Below are 16,253 nucleotides of genomic sequence, written 5' to 3'. Positions count from 1 at the left end.
GTTTGCAACGCAGCAAAAAGGGGGCCCTCATGCTTCGTAAACTTTACGACTGGACCATGTCGCTCGCCGGCCGCAAATCGGCGGAAATCTGGTTGGCCGTTATCGCCTTCGTCGAGAGCTCCATCTTTCTCGTTCCGGCGGATGTGCTTTTCCTGCCGATGTCGCTTGCCAAGCCCGAGCGTGCCTGGCGCTATGCGCTGACGGCGACGGTTGCCTCCGTGCTTGGCGGCATTGCCGGCTGGGCGCTCGGCTACTATGCCTTCGAGACCATCGCCAAGCCGATCCTCGAATTCTACGGCAAGCTCGATGCGTTCAACCAGATGAGCGCCGGCATCACCTATGAATGGGTTCTACTGCTGCTGGTCACATCGGGTCTGGCGCATCTGCCGCCGATCAAGGTGGTGACGATCCTCTCCGGCGTCGCCCATATCGATCTCGGCCTGTTCATCATCTCCGCCATCGTCGCGCGCGGCGGGCGCTTCTTTCTCCTGGCCTTCCTGCTTCGCCGCTATGGCGAATCCATCCGCCATTTCATCGAGAAGCGCCTGGGCCAGATCGCTATGGCAGCCGCCGCCGTTCTCATCGCCCTCTACGCCGTCTTCCATTTTGCCCTGGCGAGCTGATCCAAGGAGCCCCCAACGCATGTCCATGACTTCGCCTTCCTCCCGCGCCGGTCTCGGCTATGGCGTCCTACTGACGATCGGCATGATCGTCGTCATCGGCTCGGCTCTCGGCTTCCAGTATATTGGCGGCTATATCCCCTGCGCGCTCTGCCTGGACCAGCGCCAGCCCTATTATTACGGCATCCCCGTCGCCATCATCGCCGTGCTGACGGCGGTTGCCGGCCTGCCCTCCTGGATCACCCGCGGGCTGCTGATCATCGCCGGCCTGATGATGGTGGTCGGCGGCGGCATCGGCGTCTATCACGCCGGCGTCGAATGGCACTTCTGGGAAGGCCCGACCACCTGCTCAACAACGGCCAGCAGCGTCACGCAGAATGCCGGCGATCTCCTCGGCCAGCTGAACACCATCAAGGGGCCGTCCTGCACGGAAGCAGCCCTTCGTGTTGCCGGCCTTTCGATGGCTGGCTGGAATGTGATCGCCAGCGTGATCTTGGCTGCGATTGCTTTTGTGGGGGCGAAGAAGGCTGCTTAAACCCTTCTCTCCTGCGGAGGAAAGGTGAACGCGAGCAGGTGAGCAAAGCGAAACCGCGAGCGGCCGGATGAGGGGGGCGAGAAGCGAAGCGACGAGGGCCTTGAGCGGCAAGCGAAAAGGGAAATTTGCGTGCCGCCGCTCCCCCTCATCCGACCCTTTGGGCCACCTTCTCCCCGAGGGGAGAAGGAAATTTACGGCTGCAGTTCCGAATCCCAGTAGAGATAGTCGAGCCAGCTGTCGTGCAGGTAGTTCGGCGGGAAGAGCCGGCCGTTGTTGTGCAGGTCCTGCACGGTCGGCTGGTATGGCTTCTGCGCCGGGAACATGCCGGCCTGCTTCGGCAGCTTGCTGCCCTTGCGCAGGTTGCACGGCGAACAGGCGGCCACGACGTTCTCCCAGGTCGTCTCGCCGCCATGGGCGCGCGGGATGACGTGGTCGAAGGTCAGGTCGTCATGGGAGCCGCAATACTGGCATTCGAACCGGTCGCGCAGAAAGACATTGAAGCGGGTGAAGGCGGGATTGCGGGACGGCTGCACATATGTCTTCAGGCATACGACGCTCGGCAGCCGCATCGAGAAGCTCGGTGAGGACACGCATTGATCGTATTCTGCGATGATGTTCACACGGTCAAGAAAAACCGCCTTGATCGCGTCCTGCCAGGACCAGAGCGACAAGGGATAGTAACTCAGCGGTCTGTAGTCAGCGTTCAGCACGAGCGCCGGCAAGGACTGCGGGGAGACTGCAATCGTCAAGGAACCCTCCTGATCGATTCGGCATCTACATCCTGTATATTAGGCCGGTTGTTACAGGATTGTGAAGTCCAATAAATTCAGTGCATAAAGGCGATTTCAGGGAGGCGGCCGATTAAACTATAGGCAGCGCATCCCGGCGTGTTTTCACGGCATAATAGGCCCAGAAAAGCCGGGCCGCGACCGAGCGCCAGGGCGCCCAAGCCGCGGCTTCCAGGGCAACGGCCTTGGCCAAGGGCCTGACTTCATGGCCGAAAGCCATGCCGACGGCCGCCTGCAGCGCAACGTCGCCGGCCGGAAACACATCTGCGTGACCGCCGCAAAACATCAGGTAGACCTCGGCCGTCCAAGGGCCGATTCCCTTGATCGATGTCAGTTCGGCAAGCGCCTTGTCAGGTGATTCGGCGCTGAGCGCATGGAGATCGAGGCTGCCGCCGGTGACGGCATCGGCAACGCGGTGAAGCGTTTCGTGCTTGATTCGCGACAAGCCGAAAGTCCGCCATGCTTCCGGCTCGAGACCGGCATAGCCTTCGGCGGTCACCTTCCCCATTCCAACGATCATCTTCCCCCAGATCGCATCGGCACTGGCGCGGGAGACGACCTGCGATACGATGATATGGGCAAGCCCCTCGAAGCCCGGTTCGCGCAGGCGCAGCGGCAAGGCTCCAGCCTCTGCGGCAACGGGCCGCAGGCGCGGGTCGAGCTCCAAAAGGGCTGCCAATCCCTGTTCGATATCGCGCTCGTCGCGAATGATGTGCATGACGTCTCGTAGTCCCTGGTTCAAATTCGTGGCAGAAGAAAGCATGATCGAGATTCCCCGTCAAAAGCCGAAATTCCGTTTTGCCCCAAGCCCGAACGGCCCACTGCATCTCGGCCATGCGCTGTCGGCGATCCTCAATCACGAGATGGCGCGGAAAACCGGCGGTGATTTCCTGCTGCGCATCGAAGACATAGATCAGGCGCGCTGCACACCCGATTTCGAAGAGGGCATCTATACCGATCTCTCCTGGCTCGGCCTCAGCTGGCAACAGCCGGTGCGCCGGCAGTCCGAGCATTTTCCAGCCTATCAGACAGCGTTGCAGACGCTTATCGAGCGCGGCCTCGTCTATCCCGCCTTCCTGACCCGCGGCGAGGTCAAATCACGCGTTGTCGCTTTCGAGGCGGGTGGCAAATCATGGCCGCGCGACCCGGACGGCACGCCGCTCTATCCGCCCGACGATCGCGAGCGCAGCGATGCCGACAAGCGGCGCCTGCTGGCATCGGGCATGAAACACGCCTGGCGTCTCGATATGAAAAGGGCGCAGGCGGCGGTGGACGAACCATTGCACTGGCAGGAAAGCGGCGACGGCGAGACGGGCATTATTCCGGCCGATCCCGCCGCCTGGGGCGATGTCGTGCTGTCGCGTTCCGATGCGCCCTCGAGCTACCATCTTTCGGTCGTGGTCGACGACGCGGTGCAGGGCATCACGAATGTCGTGCGGGGGCTCGACCTCTTCCACGCCACTTCGATTCATCGACTGCTGCAGACGCTGCTCGGCCTGCCGGAACCGCTCTATCATCACCATCGCCTCGTCCTCGGTGCAGATGGCAAAAAGCTCTCCAAGAGCATGGGCGACACCGGCATTGCCGAATGGCGCAGCCGGGGCCTCTCACCGGCGGAGCTTCGCCGCCGCATCGGCCTCTGATGTGCCCTTTGATTCCGGCGATGCCTTTTCCGTCGGCACCTCCGCAGAACGACTTGCCGCCTTGCCGAACAGCAGACGGCGCACGCGGAATTTCATCAGCGCCGCATTGATCTCTGCACCCATGATGAAGATCACGGCCAACATATAGAGAAAAATCAGCACGATCATCACGGATGCCAGACCGGCATAGGTGGCAGTGTAATTGGCGAAGGTCGAGAGATAGTAGGCAAAGAGCAGCGCGCCGATCGACCAGAAGACCAGCGTCAATATCACGCCGGGAATGACATCGAACAACCGCCTGCGTCCAGCCGCCAGCCACAGATGTAGGATCAGCAGACCCGCCAAGAGCAGAAAGATCGTGCCGTAGATCCGCCAGCTGAAGACGATATCGAGGATATCGGCGAGCTTGGGCAGCCATTGCCTGGTGTAATTGAGCGCGAGCGGCACAGCGACGAGCAGAATGCTGAGAATGGCGAAAATCAGCACCGCGATCAGCACATAACCGAGGCTGGCGAGACGGTTGAAATACCACGGCCGTGTCTCAGGCACGCGATAGGCGCGGTTCAGCGATATGCGCAGCGCCTCGACGCCGTTCGACGCGAAATAGGCGGCTGCAAGCACCGAGATCGTCAAAAGCCCGCCGCGCGGAACGGTCAGCACCTGCACGACCTGGTCGGCAAGCGGTTTAGCGATCGCCTCCGGCCATGTGTCGAAGATCAGGTGTACCGCCGTCGATGAAAACTGGCTGGCGCCGAGAAAGCTCGCGAGCGCCGTACCGAAGATCAGGAAGGGAAAAACCGCCAGCAGTGTCGACAGAGCCACGTGGCTTGCCATGGCAAACCCATCATCCTCGACGAAATGGAACACTGCGTCGTAGATCACCTTGTAAATCGTCCGCAGGGCTGTCGGCATTCCATCTCCGCTCGGCGTCGGCATTCATCCCGGCTGGTACCGCCGGTTGTCGATTGTATCGGGTTCCTGAATATGGGAAACGAGTTTCGGTTTGTACAGGAATCATCTTCCCATGACGGAACAACGCACGATCCTCGTCACTGGTTGCTCCTCCGGCATCGGCGCTTACTGCGCACGCGCATTGAAGACCGATGGATGGCGCGTCTTTGCAACCGTGCGCAAGCAGGAAGATCTCGCCCCACTCGAGGCCGACGGCATCGAAGCGCTGCTTCTTGACTATACAAGGCCCGAGACCATTTCCTCCACCGTAGCGACAGTGCGTGAGCGCACGGGCGACCGCGTCGACGCCCTGTTCAACAATGGCGCCTACGGGCAGCCGGGCGCCGTCGAGGATCTGACAACCGATGTGCTGCGCGAGCAGTTCGAGACGAATTTCTTTGGCTGGCACGAACTCACGCGCCAGATCCTGCCACTGATGCGCAACCAGAGGTATGGCCGTATCGTCAACTGTTCCTCCATTCTCGGACTGGTCCCCTATCGCTTCCGCGGCGCCTATACCGCTTCGAAGTTCGCACTCGAAGGACTGACGATAACGCTCAGAATGGAGTTGCAGGATAGCGGCATCCATGTGAGCCTCATCGAGCCCGGCCCGATCGCGACGAAGTTTACCGCCAATGCGCTTGCCAAGATCAACGAGCATATCGACCTCGAAGGCTCGGTGCATGCGGTGGAATATCGCAGGCAGCTCAGGCGACTGGACGGCTCAGGCCCGATCAGTAAACATAAATTAGGCCCAGAAGCCGTCTATGATGTGCTAAAATTGGCTTTGAACGTGAGAAACCCGCGCCCGCACTATCTGGTAACGACGCCCGCCAAGCAGGGCATGCTTTTGAAAAGGCTATTGCCGGCTAACCTTTTCTATCGTCTGATGCGCCGGCTGGACTAGAGCAATCCCGGAAAAGTGCGCGGCGGTTTTCCGCGCGGAATTGCGTGAAACTCAAGAAATGGCAGACCGGAGCTTCCATTGAAGACCGAGCTGCCATGAAGACAAGGATGGAGGAGCCATGTCTACCGTTACTTATGTTGCCGCCATCATTGTCATGGGACTCGTCGCGATCGTTCTCATTCGCGGCCTGCTGAACATGATGAAAGGCGACAATCCGAACCTTTCGAACCGGCTGATGCAATTGCGCGTGCTGCTGCAGGCAGTCGCGGTGATCCTGATCATGCTGACGCTCTGGCTGACGGGCGGCGGCCGCCCAGCCTAGAGGCGATTTTCCGTCCGGATTTGCATAAAATAAAGAGTTAGAGCGTTTCGAGATCCGAAGAAAAGCGAAAGGCTCTAGCCACAGGAATACGATGGTCAAGCTCAACAAGATCTACACCAAGACCGGCGACGATGGCACCACGGGCCTTGCCGCCGGCCCGAGGCGGCTGAAGCATGATTTGCGCGTCGAAAGCTATGGCACGGTCGATGAAGCCAATTCCGCCATCGGCGTTGCCCGCCTGTATGTGTCAGATATGCCCGAAGTCGACGCGATGCTGATGCGCATCCAGAACGATCTCTTCGATCTCGGCGCCGATCTTTCGACGCCGGAAACCGATGCGCCGCTAGCCTATGAACCCTTGCGCATCACCGACCATCAGGTCGAACGCCTGGAACACGATATCGATTTGCTCAACGCCAATCTCGAGCCTTTGAAATCCTTCGTTCTGCCGGCCGGCAGTCCCGCCTCCGCACATCTGCATCTCGCCCGCACCATCGCCAGGCGTGCCGAACGCCTGATGGTGGCCCTGTCGCGCGAGCAAGGCGAACGCGTCAGCCCGGCGGCGCTGAAATATATCAACCGGCTCTCCGATTTGCTTTTCGTCGCGGCGCGCTACGCCAATGATAAGGGCCGAGGCGATGTGCTGTGGGTTCCCGGCAAAAATCGATAGAGGCATGCGCCAATCGCCAAGGCAAATATATTGACGTTAACGTAAACGTTATTTATGCCTTTCAAGCAATTCGTCTCTCGGCGACCTGGAAGCGTTGTAATTGGGGAAAAAACGCGTATCCATGTCGCCATTCGACAAATGGAATGGCGCTAAGCAGCGCATGTTCTCGGGCGGTCATGTTGAAGGAAGGATTCCATGAAGATACTGGTTCCCGTTAAGCGGGTCGTTGACTACAACGTAAAGATCCGCGTGAAGCCGGATGGTTCTGGCGTTGAGCTTTCGAACGTGAAGATGTCGATGAACCCGTTCGACGAGATCTCGGTCGAAGAGGCGCTGCGTCTGAAGGAAGCCGGGAAGGCCGAAGAAGTGGTGGTCGTTTCGATCGGGCCTGCCAAGGCTGAGGAAACGCTTCGCACGGCGCTCGCCATGGGCGCGGATCGCGCCATTCTGGTCGAGACCGACGATGCCGTCGAGCCGCTCGCCGTCGCCAAGATCCTGAAGGGCGTTGCCGATGCCGAACAGCCGGGCCTCATCATCGTCGGCAAGCAGGCGATCGATGACGATTCGAACCAGACCGGCCAGATGCTGGCAGCCCTGCTTGGCACAGCCCAGGCAACCTTCGCCTCGAAGATCGAGATCGGTGATGGAAGCGCCAAGGTCACCCGCGAAGTGGATGGCGGCCTGCAGACCATCGAAGTCAAGCTTCCGGCTGTCGTCACGACCGACCTGCGCTTGAACGAGCCGCGCTATGCCTCGCTGCCGAATATCATGAAGGCCAAGAAGAAGCCGCTCGACAAGAAATCGCCTGCCGATTTCGGCGTCTCGACCGAGCCACGGCTGAAGGTCCTGAAGACGGAAGAGCCCGGCGGCCGCAAGGCCGGTGTCAAGGTCGGCTCGGTTGCCGAGCTGGTCGAGAAGCTCAAGACCGAAGCCGGCGTGCTTTAACCCAGTCCGAACGAGGAGTTAGACATATGGCCATTCTTCTTCTGGCTGATCACGACAACGCCCACCTCTCCGACCAGACCGCCAAGGCGCTGACGGCTGCCACCCAGATCGGCGGCGACGTTCACGTGCTTGTTGCCGGCGCAGGCGCCAAGACTGCGGCCGAGCAGGCGGCAAAGCTTGCCGGTGTCTCGAAGGTACTGGTTGCTGAGGATGCAAGCCTCGCCAACAATCTCGCAGAACCGCTGGCGGCACTGATCGTATCGCTTTCCGGCTCCTATGACGTGATCATCGGCGCTGCCACTTCGGTCGGCAAGAACGTGCTGCCGCGCGTTGCTGCCCTGCTCGATGTCGCCCAGGTCTCGGAGATCATCGAAGTCGTTTCCGCCGACACCTTCAAGCGGCCGATCTATGCCGGCAACGCCATCCAGACGGTGCAATCCACCGATGCCAAGAAGGTCATTACCGTGCGCACGGCTTCCTTCGCATCTGCTGCCGAAGGCGGCTCGGCTGCGATCGAGACCGTTTCTGCGGCTGCCGATCCGGCGCTCTCCACCTTCGTCGGCGATGCGCTGTCTTCCTCGGACCGTCCGGAGCTGACCTCTGCCAAGATCATCATCTCGGGCGGCCGTGCGCTCGGCTCTGCCGAGAAGTTCAGGGAAGTCATCCTTCCGGTTGCCGACAAGCTCGGCGCCGCCGTCGGCGCATCGCGCGCTGCTGTCGATGCCGGCTATGCGCCAAACGACTGGCAGGTCGGACAGACGGGCAAGGTGGTGGCACCGCAGCTCTACATCGCCTGCGGCATTTCCGGGGCCATCCAGCATTTGGCCGGCATGAAGGATTCGAAGGTCATCGTCGCCATCAACAAGGACGAGGAAGCCCCGATCTTCCAGATCGCAGACTACGGCCTCGTCGCTGACCTCTTCGAAGCGCTGCCGGAATTGCAAAAGGCGCTCTGATCGCGCCGATAAAGTTTCTCGCAGTTGCGAGAGACTGGAAAATCGTCTTTTATAGGTCTATCAATCTTTGCCGGGCTAGAAATGGCCCGGCAAATTTGAATTAAAAGCATAGCGCATCGCCAGGAGCGCGCCGGGGAGTTGGCAATGAGTTCGCTGAAGACGATCGGTATTATCGGCGCGGGCCAGATGGGCTGCGGCATTGCCCATGTGTCCGCCATGGCCGGCTACAAGGTCCATATCTACGATCTCTCGCAGGATCGCATCGAGAGCGGCCTTGCTACCATCAACGGCAATCTCGCCCGGCAGGTCGCATCCGGCAAGACGACCGACGAAGAGCGCAAGGCCGCGCTCTCCCGCATCACAGGCTCCGCCGATCTCAACGATCTCGCCCAGGTCGATCTCGCTATCGAGGCCGCAACGGAAGACGAAAGCGTCAAGCGCAAGATCTACGCGCAGGTATGTCCCGTTCTGAAGCCTGAAGCGCTGCTGGCGACCAATACCTCGTCGCTGTCCATTACCCGCCTTGCCTCCGCAACCGACCGTCCCGAGCGTTTCATGGGCATCCACTTCATGAACCCGGTTCCGGTCATGAAGCTGGTGGAACTGGTGCGCGGCATCGCCACCGACGAATCGACCTTCTCCACCGCCAAGGACTATGTCTCCTCGCTTGAAAAGACGATCACCGTCGCCGAGGATTTCCCGGCCTTCATCGTCAACCGCATCCTGCTGCCGATGATCAACGAGGCTATCTACACGCTCTATGAGGGCGTGGGCACCGTCGATGCCATCGACACCGCCATGCGGCTCGGCGCCAACCATCCCATGGGCCCGCTGCAGCTTGCCGACTTCATCGGCCTCGATACCTGCCTCTCGATCATGCAGATTCTGCATGACGGGCTCGCCGATTCCAAATATCGCCCCTGCCCGCTGCTGGTTAAATATGTCGAAGCGGGATGGCTCGGCCGTAAATCCGGCCGAGGCTTCTATGACTATCGCGGGGAAACGCCGGTTCCGACACGGTAGTTGCTTTCAGGTCCCCGGGGCCGACTCTCTTGATTCTAGGCTTCGCTCTTTGGGCTCCGCGCCTCACCATGAGGGCGGAACGAAACTGCATGGCGACCACTGAAAATGTTGGGAATTGCAGCAGACACAATAGATTAGCCCTCACCCTGAGGTGGGAGCGCAAGCGACCTTCGAAGGGCGAGAGCGGGTGATAGTACACCCCAAGCGCTTAAATCCCCGCAGCAGCCTTCACCAGGTTCCTGGCATCCTCGCTATCCCACGCCGCCGGTCCGTTCATGGCCGATAGCAGGCAACCCTTGTTGTCGATGAGAAGCGTCACCGGCAGGCCGAAGGCGAGGCCCTGCTTCTTCAGCACGTTGAACACGCCCATCGTGTTGTCGCGGTAGTAGCCGAGCTTGTCGATCGCATATTCCGCACGAAAGGCCTTGGTCTTTTCGTCGTCGCCGGTATCGATATTGACGGCAACCACTTCGAACTTGTCGCTGCCGACGCTCTTTTCGAGCGCGTTCAGTGCCGGCATTTCCTCGCGGCACGGCACGCACCATGTCGCCCAGACATTCAAGAGCACGGTCTTGCCGGCGAAACTGCTGATCGACAGCGGCTGCCCTTCAGCCCCCTTGAAGGAGACGCCCTGAAGCGAGATCGGCGCCGGCGGCACGCTCATGGCAGCGACCTGGCCCTTGGTAAAAGGCGTCAGGGCAGCGGCACGATCCCTGGCCGTTCCGCATTGATCGGCCGAGGCCGTTTCACCAATGCCATTGCCATACCCTGCCTCCTTCACGTATACCGCTGCCGCACCGGCAATAACCCCGGCGACGGCGGCAAGCATAACAAGTTTCATGGACGGCAGACCGAACGGCTTCTTTGCTGTCATTACATTCTCCAGGTGGGCATCTCATGACTGACGGCACGGACACCAAATCCTCCAACCAGATGTGGGGCGGGCGTTTCGCTTCCGGCCCCGCGGCAATCATGGAGGAGATAAATGCCTCGATCGATTTCGACAAGAAGCTGTTTGCCCAGGATATCCGCGGTTCAATCGCACATGCCAGCATGCTCGCCAATCAAGGCATCATTTCAACCGAGGATAAAGACAAGATCGTTCACGGGTTGAACACGATCCTGTCAGAGATCGAAAGCGGCAATTTCGAGTTCTCCCGCCGCCTCGAAGACATCCATATGAACGTCGAGGCGCGGCTTGCGACCCTGATCGGCCCAGCCGCCGGCCGCCTGCACACCGCCCGCTCGCGCAACGACCAGGTGGCGCTCGATTTCCGTCTGTGGGTGAAGGAAGAGCTGCAGAAGTGCGAGCAGGCGCTGACCGATCTGATCGCCGCCTTCCTCGACCGCGCCGAGGAGCATGCCGAAACCGTCATGCCCGGCTTCACCCATCTGCAGACGGCACAGCCCGTCACCTTCGGTCATCACTGCATGGCCTATGTCGAAATGTTCGGCCGTGACCGCTCGCGCGTGCGCCACGCCATCGAGCATATGGATGAATCGCCGATCGGCGCCGCGGCCCTTGCCGGCACCGGCTTCCCGATCGACCGCCACATGACGGCTAAGGCGCTCGGCTTCCGCGAGCCGACGCGTAACTCGATCGATACCGTCTCCGACCGCGATTTCGCCCTGGAATTCCTGTCAATTGCCGCGATCGCCGGCATGCACCTGTCACGCCTTGCCGAAGAGATCGTCATCTGGTCGACGCCGCAATTCGGCTTCGTGCGCCTTTCCGACGCCTTCTCCACCGGCTCCTCCATCATGCCGCAGAAGAAGAACCCGGATGCCGCCGAACTCGTGCGCGCCAAGACCGGCCGCATCAACGGCTCGCTGGTGGCGCTGCTGACGATCATGAAGGGCCTGCCGCTCGCCTATTCCAAGGACATGCAGGAAGACAAGGAACAGGTCTTCGACGCTGCCGAAAGCCTGGAATTGGCCATTGCCGCCATGACCGGCATGATGCGCGACATGACGATCAACACAGCCCGTATGAAGGCTGCCGCCGGCTCTGGCTATTCCACCGCAACCGATCTCGCCGATTGGCTGGTGCGCGAAGCAGGCTTGCCCTTCCGCGATGCCCACCATGTGACGGGCCGCGCCGTGGCGCTTGCCGAAAGCAAGTCCTGCGAGCTGGCTGAGCTCTCGCTTGCGGACTTGCAGGCGATCCATCCGGATATCACCGACAAGATCTTCGATGTCCTGACGGTCGAGGCCTCGGTCGCCAGCCGCAAGAGTTTTGGCGGCACGGCGCCCTCGGAAGTGCGCAAGCAGATCGCCTTCTGGCGCGCTCGCAACTGAGAAAATCGCCGAAAGTCACAACCAACAATCAGGGTGCACAAGGCCTGGAAACTTCGCTAAGAAGAGTGACTTCCGCGTTTGCCGCCCAAGAGGATTTCGATGCAGATCAACATGCCGCACATCATCCGCCTGACCGTCGTGCTTTCGGTCGTCGGCCTTGCCGTCGTCGGATGTGGCCGCAAGGGCCCTCTCGATCCGCCGAGTGCCCATGCTACCAAAGGCGGTGACGTCTCCAAGCCGACGAAGGAGCCGGGTACGGAGGACAAGAAGTTCTTCCTCGACCCGCTTCTCTGATTAGGCAACGACCGTGAACCATTTTGAATATCGCGACGGCATCCTCTACGCCGAGGATGTACCGGTTCCCGAGATCGCAAAGGCGGTCGGTACCCCCTTTTACGTCTATTCGACGGCAACGCTAGAGCGCCACTACCGCGTCTTCGCCGAAGCCTTCGGCGATGTCGATGCCATGGTCTGCTACGCCATGAAGGCCAATTCCAACCAGGCGGTGCTGAAGACGCTTGGCCGCCTGGGCGCCGGCGTCGATGTGGTCTCTGTCGGTGAGCTTCGCCGCGCATTGGCTGCGGGCATCCCCGCAAACCGCATCATGTTCTCCGGCGTCGGCAAGACGGCGCAGGAAATGGATGTGGCGCTCGAAGCCGGCATCTACTGCTTCAATGTCGAATCGGAACCAGAGCTGGAAGTGCTGAACCAGCGCGCCGTCCGCGCCGGCAAGGTCGCTCCGGTTTCCTTCCGCATCAATCCGGATGTCGATGCCCGCACTCATGCGAAGATCTCGACCGGCAAGAAGGAAAACAAGTTCGGCATTTCCTGGCTGCGTGCCCGCGCCGTTTATGAACGTGCCGCCAGCCTGCCTGGTATCAAGGTCACCGGCATCGACATGCATATCGGCAGCCAGATTACCGAGCTGCAGCCCTTCGACGATGCCTTCAAGCTGCTGCGCGACCTCGTGGAAACGCTGCGCGGCGATGGCCACGATCTCCATCATGTCGATATCGGCGGCGGCCTCGGCATTCCCTATCGCGACGACAACAATCCGCCGCCTTTGCCGGATGCCTATGCTGAAATCGTCAAGAACCAGCTGCGCGGTCTCAACTGCCGGATCGTCACCGAGCCAGGCCGCCTGATCGTCGGAAATGCCGGTATTCTGGTGACCGAAGTCATCTATGTGAAGGATGGCGGCGACAAGAGCTTCGTCATCGTCGACGGCGCCATGAACGACCTCATTCGCCCGACGCTCTATGAAGCCTATCACGAGATCCGTCCGGTTGTGACGAGTGCTGCCGATATCAAGCGCATCAAGGTCGATGTCGTCGGCCCGGTCTGCGAGACTGGCGACTATCTGGCACTCGACCGCGAGATGGCGCTGCCGAAGTCCGGCGATCTGCTGGCCGTCGGCTCAGCCGGTGCCTATGGCGCCGTGCAGGCCGGCACCTACAACAGCCGGCTTCTGGTTCCCGAAGTGCTGGTCAAGGGCAATGAGTTCCACGTCATCCGCCCGCGCGCCACCTACGAGGATCTGATCGGGCTGGATTCCATCCCGGCCTGGCTTGAGGGATAATCGGCTTCAATCCATGATTTCGGGGGACGGTGGAATAGCCGCCCTACCCGATCACGTTTAAGCGAAGTCCGGTGAAAAAGCTGCCTTTCATGCTCGTTGCCCTCGTCTTCGCCACAAAGAATGTTATCTTTGATTGAACGGTGTCTCGCCGGGCGCCGCGTGTGTGAGCGTGTGGGACGCCGCGCCGGCTGCTAGCCATCAACGTCAGATCGGAGAAGACCGGACCGATGACCAGCCCCAGCAACCCTAAGAAGGGCGCTTTTGCCAGCCGTCCGGCGCTCGCGCGCATGGTTGCGGTCAAGCGCCTCTTTGCACAGCTGGTGCTCGTCAGCGAACAGCTGCTGCCGCGGCTGCTGCTGCCCGCGTCCATTCTGGCCCTTTTTCTGTCCATGGCCTGGTTCGGCATTTTCCGCATTGCGCCGGATGTTCTGCGCTTTCTGCTGCTTGCCATCTTCGCGGTCGGCTTCGCCATCTCCCTCTATCCGCTGCGCCGCCTGCGCTGGCCGAACACCCTCGAGGCGGACCGACTGCTGGAAGAGCGCAACGGTCTCGCCCACCAGCCCGTTACGGTGCAGGAAGAAGAACCGGCGCTCGACACTCCCTTTGCCCGCGCCCTCTGGCGAGAGCACCAGACCCGCATGGCCGAGCGCATCGCGGCGCTGGATGCCGGCCTGCCAAGGCCGGATATTACCCGCTACGACCGCTTCGCATTGCGCGCCATCCCGACCCTGTTGCTGGTCACAGCTTTCAGCTTTTCCATGTCCAATAGCGGCGGCTCACTCGGCGATGCCTTCACGGCATCGAGCTCGACGTCGAGCAACCCGGATATCCGTGTCGATGCCTGGGTTACCCCGCCCTATTACACCGGCGAAGCGCCCGTCTATCTGACAGGCAATGTCGACAATGCCGGCAATAGCCTGAACGTGCCGCAATTCTCCGAGCTCACGGTGCGTGTTTCGGGCGCTGCCACGGATGAGAAGGTGCTGTTTCAGGCGACTGGCGCAGAAAAAGGCGTCGAAATTCCCGAGCAGGCCGCTGATGCCGACAAACAGGGTCCGGCTGGCGCGAGACCAGCAACGCCTCCCGCCGGGCCGCCCGCAGCAAACGGCACCGGCAATATCTCGGCTGTAGACGGGATGGTTGCTCGCACCCACGTTCTCAAGCTTAAGAAAGGTGGCGAACTCACCGTCAACGGCAAGTCCTGGTCCTTCAATTTGGTCGTCGACAAACCGCCGGAGATCACCTTCGACGGCATTCCGCATGCGACGGCGAGCGGCGCACTGGAACTCGGCTTCAAGGTCAAGGACGACTACGGCGTTGAGGAAGCCTATGCCGAGATCGTGCCGGTCGAATCCGATCCCGCCGCGATGCCGCTCTATGGCTTGCCGGAATTCAAGCTCGAAATGCCGCGCCGCGACCGGCGCAACGGCAAGGGTCTGGCGAGCCACGATCTGACGCAAGATCCGCTTGCCGGCAAGCGCGTCCGCATCACCCTCGTCGCCAAGGACGGTGCCGGTCAGACGGGCCGCAGCTCACCCTACGAGATGGTATTGCCATCACGCAATTTCAGCCAGCCACTTGCAGCAGCCGTTGCAGAAGAACGCCAGGTATTTGCGCTCGACACGCGGAAGATGCCGGAGGCGATCGAGCTCAACAAATCGCTGACCATACGGCCCGAAGAGACCATTCCTGATCTCGGCAACTATCTCGCCATCAAGTCCGCGCTGACGCGGATGAAGCTCGCGAGCAACGAGGCCTCGCTGAAGGACACCGCCGATTACCTCTGGCAGATCGCGCTCGGCATGGAAGACGCGCAGCTGACCGATGCGGAAAAGGCCTTGCGCGATGCCCAGCAGAAGCTTTCCGACGCTCTGCAGCGCAACGCCTCTGATGCCGAGATCAAGAAGCTGACCGACGAGCTGCGCAAGGCGATGGACGCCTATATGAAGGAACTGGCCGAGCGCATGCGCAACATGCCGGCCCAGCCGAACCAGCGCTCCGCCAATATCCTGCGCCAGCAGGATCTGCAGCGCATGATGGATCAGATCGAGAATCTCGCCCGCTCCGGCAATCGTCAGGCCGCACAGCAGATGCTTTCCGAACTCCAGCAGCTGATGAACAGCCTGCAGGCCGGCAAGCCGCAGCCCGGGCAGCAGCAGAACCAGGCCAACGACAAGATGCGCGAGCAGATGGACAAGCTCGGCCGCATCATGCGTGATCAGCAGAAGCTGATGGATCAGACCTTCAAGCTCGATCAGGCCATGCGCGACCGTATGCAGCGCGGCGATTCCAATGAGGATGGCGACGGCTTGCTGGATCAGCCCATGCCCGGCCTCAACGATCCAATGCGGCCGGATATGGGCCAGCGCAATCAGGGCCAGCAGGATCAGCAGCAAGGCCAGAACCAGCAGGGCCAGAAGAGCAGGGACCCCACCGACGGCATGACCGCCGATCAGCTGCGCGACGCGCTGAAGCAATTGCGCCAGCAGCAGGAGGATCTCGGCAAGCAGCTCGGTGAGCTGCAGAAAGACCTTGGCTCGCTCGGCATGAAGCCGAACCAGAATTACGGCAAGGCGCAGCAGGAAATGAAGGGTGCATCAGGCCAGCTTGCCGAAGGCAATGGCGAAGGCGCCGTGCAGGGTCAGGGACGCGCGCTGGATGCCCTACGCAAGGGCACCCGCGAGATGATGAACCAGCTCATGGCCCAGATGCAGCAACAGGGGCAAGGCCAAGGTCAGGGCCAGATGCCTGGACAGATGGGCCAGGGAGGCCAAAATGGCCGCGACCCGCTCGGCCGGTCACGCAACGACGGTGGTTTCTCTGACAACCCCAACGATAACATGGTGCCGGAGATTTTTAAGGCAGAGCGCGCCCGCCAAATTCTCGACGCCATTCGCGAGCGGCTGAGCAACAACCCATCGCTCAGCGAAGAACGGCGCTATCTGGAACGTTTGCTAAATTTGGGTCAGTAAGGCATCCTGCCATCAAAGAAGCTGCCTGTCTTCATGCTTCGCAA

17 protein-coding genes are annotated in these 16,253 nt (G+C 60.9%); 13 read left to right on the top strand and 4 right to left on the bottom strand.

From position 1 onward, the window contains the following. Window positions 1-29 precede the first annotated feature (29 nt). Both ACYJRZ_RS20760 and ACYJRZ_RS20755 read left to right on the top strand, forming a co-directional pair. Window positions 30-623 (top strand): YqaA family protein, encoded by a 594-nt coding sequence (locus tag ACYJRZ_RS20760; protein ID WP_459462065.1) that lies wholly within the window; start codon window positions 30-32, stop codon window positions 621-623. Window positions 624-642: 19 nt separating this feature from the next. Next, on the top strand, window positions 643-1,155 hold the full coding sequence (locus tag ACYJRZ_RS20755) for a disulfide bond formation protein B (RefSeq protein ID WP_459462063.1): 513 nt from the start codon (window positions 643-645) through the stop codon (window positions 1,153-1,155). Between the two features lie 191 nt (window positions 1,156-1,346). Here ACYJRZ_RS20755 and ACYJRZ_RS20750 read toward each other — a convergent pair whose 3' ends face one another. Together ACYJRZ_RS20750 and ACYJRZ_RS20745 are read right to left on the bottom strand one after the other, a co-directional pair. Then, a complete protein-coding gene (locus ACYJRZ_RS20750; protein ID WP_149635818.1) occupies window positions 1,347-1,904 on the bottom strand; it encodes an HNH endonuclease in 558 nt (185 codons plus the stop codon). Between the two features lie 112 nt (window positions 1,905-2,016). Next, window positions 2,017-2,706: a DNA-3-methyladenine glycosylase family protein gene (locus tag ACYJRZ_RS20745; RefSeq protein WP_459462061.1), complete on the bottom strand. Its 690-nt coding sequence runs from the start codon at window positions 2,704-2,706 to the stop codon at window positions 2,017-2,019. Between ACYJRZ_RS20745 and gluQRS the strand changes: the two genes are divergently transcribed. Next, window positions 2,705-3,586, top strand: coding sequence for a tRNA glutamyl-Q(34) synthetase GluQRS (gene gluQRS, locus ACYJRZ_RS20740; protein ID WP_459462059.1), 882 nt, complete (start codon window positions 2,705-2,707; stop codon window positions 3,584-3,586). The two genes, ACYJRZ_RS20745 and gluQRS, sit on opposite strands and share 2 nt — an antisense overlap. Here gluQRS and ACYJRZ_RS20735 read toward each other — a convergent pair. Then, window positions 3,551-4,498 (bottom strand): YihY/virulence factor BrkB family protein, encoded by a 948-nt coding sequence (locus ACYJRZ_RS20735; protein ID WP_459462057.1) that lies wholly within the window; start codon window positions 4,496-4,498, stop codon window positions 3,551-3,553. The genes gluQRS and ACYJRZ_RS20735 overlap by 36 nt on opposite strands. Before the next feature lie 112 nt (window positions 4,499-4,610). On the opposite strand from ACYJRZ_RS20735, the gene ACYJRZ_RS20730 reads away from it, so the two are divergent. The 6 genes from ACYJRZ_RS20730 (at window position 4,611) to ACYJRZ_RS20705 (ending at window position 9,360) form a co-directional block, all read left to right on the top strand. After that, window positions 4,611-5,444, top strand: a complete 834-nt coding sequence (locus ACYJRZ_RS20730) for an SDR family oxidoreductase (protein ID WP_459462055.1) — start codon at window positions 4,611-4,613, stop codon at window positions 5,442-5,444. A 118-nt stretch (window positions 5,445-5,562) separates the two neighbouring features. After that, window positions 5,563-5,766 carry a twin transmembrane helix small protein gene (locus tag ACYJRZ_RS20725; protein ID WP_015341309.1) on the top strand — a complete coding sequence of 68 codons (204 nt, stop codon included), beginning with the start codon at window positions 5,563-5,565 and terminating at the stop codon, window positions 5,764-5,766. 91 nt (window positions 5,767-5,857) lie between these two features. Then, window positions 5,858-6,436, top strand: a complete 579-nt coding sequence (locus ACYJRZ_RS20720) for a cob(I)yrinic acid a,c-diamide adenosyltransferase (RefSeq protein ID WP_459462052.1) — start codon at window positions 5,858-5,860, stop codon at window positions 6,434-6,436. Between the two features lie 195 nt (window positions 6,437-6,631). Next, the gene (locus tag ACYJRZ_RS20715) at window positions 6,632-7,381 is read left to right on the top strand and encodes an electron transfer flavoprotein subunit beta/FixA family protein (protein WP_459462050.1); all 750 of its coding nucleotides are present in this window, start codon (window positions 6,632-6,634) and stop codon (window positions 7,379-7,381) included. Window positions 7,382-7,407: 26 nt separating this feature from the next. Then, window positions 7,408-8,337, top strand: a complete 930-nt coding sequence (locus ACYJRZ_RS20710; protein ID WP_459462048.1) for an electron transfer flavoprotein subunit alpha/FixB family protein — start codon at window positions 7,408-7,410, stop codon at window positions 8,335-8,337. Between the two features lie 144 nt (window positions 8,338-8,481). After that, window positions 8,482-9,360 carry a 3-hydroxybutyryl-CoA dehydrogenase gene (locus ACYJRZ_RS20705; protein WP_459462046.1) on the top strand — a complete coding sequence of 293 codons (879 nt, stop codon included), beginning with the start codon at window positions 8,482-8,484 and terminating at the stop codon, window positions 9,358-9,360. A 208-nt stretch (window positions 9,361-9,568) separates the two neighbouring features. Here ACYJRZ_RS20705 and tlpA read toward each other — a convergent pair whose 3' ends face one another. Further along, window positions 9,569-10,234 (bottom strand): thiol:disulfide interchange protein TlpA, encoded by a 666-nt coding sequence (gene tlpA / locus ACYJRZ_RS20700; RefSeq protein ID WP_459462044.1) that lies wholly within the window; start codon window positions 10,232-10,234, stop codon window positions 9,569-9,571. Between the two features lie 23 nt (window positions 10,235-10,257). Between tlpA and argH the strand changes: the two genes are divergently transcribed. From argH to ACYJRZ_RS20680, 4 genes are all read left to right on the top strand, one after another. Continuing rightward, window positions 10,258-11,658, top strand: coding sequence for an argininosuccinate lyase (argH, locus tag ACYJRZ_RS20695; RefSeq protein WP_145636286.1), 1,401 nt, complete (start codon window positions 10,258-10,260; stop codon window positions 11,656-11,658). 99 nt (window positions 11,659-11,757) lie between these two features. Continuing rightward, window positions 11,758-11,952: an LPS translocon maturation chaperone LptM gene (gene lptM, locus ACYJRZ_RS20690; protein ID WP_015341316.1), complete on the top strand. Its 195-nt coding sequence runs from the start codon at window positions 11,758-11,760 to the stop codon at window positions 11,950-11,952. Window positions 11,953-11,965: 13 nt separating this feature from the next. Further along, window positions 11,966-13,237: a diaminopimelate decarboxylase gene (lysA, locus tag ACYJRZ_RS20685; RefSeq protein WP_459462042.1), complete on the top strand. Its 1,272-nt coding sequence runs from the start codon at window positions 11,966-11,968 to the stop codon at window positions 13,235-13,237. A gap of 227 nt (window positions 13,238-13,464) precedes the next feature. Continuing rightward, window positions 13,465-16,209: a TIGR02302 family protein gene (locus tag ACYJRZ_RS20680; RefSeq protein WP_459462040.1), complete on the top strand. Its 2,745-nt coding sequence runs from the start codon at window positions 13,465-13,467 to the stop codon at window positions 16,207-16,209. The last annotated feature ends 44 nt before the right edge of the window (window positions 16,210-16,253 follow it).

It is taken from the genome of Rhizobium sp. No.120 (assembly GCF_054558365.1).
Note: the sequence above shows the minus strand (reverse complement) of the source record. Positions and strands in the feature narration are given on the sequence as shown.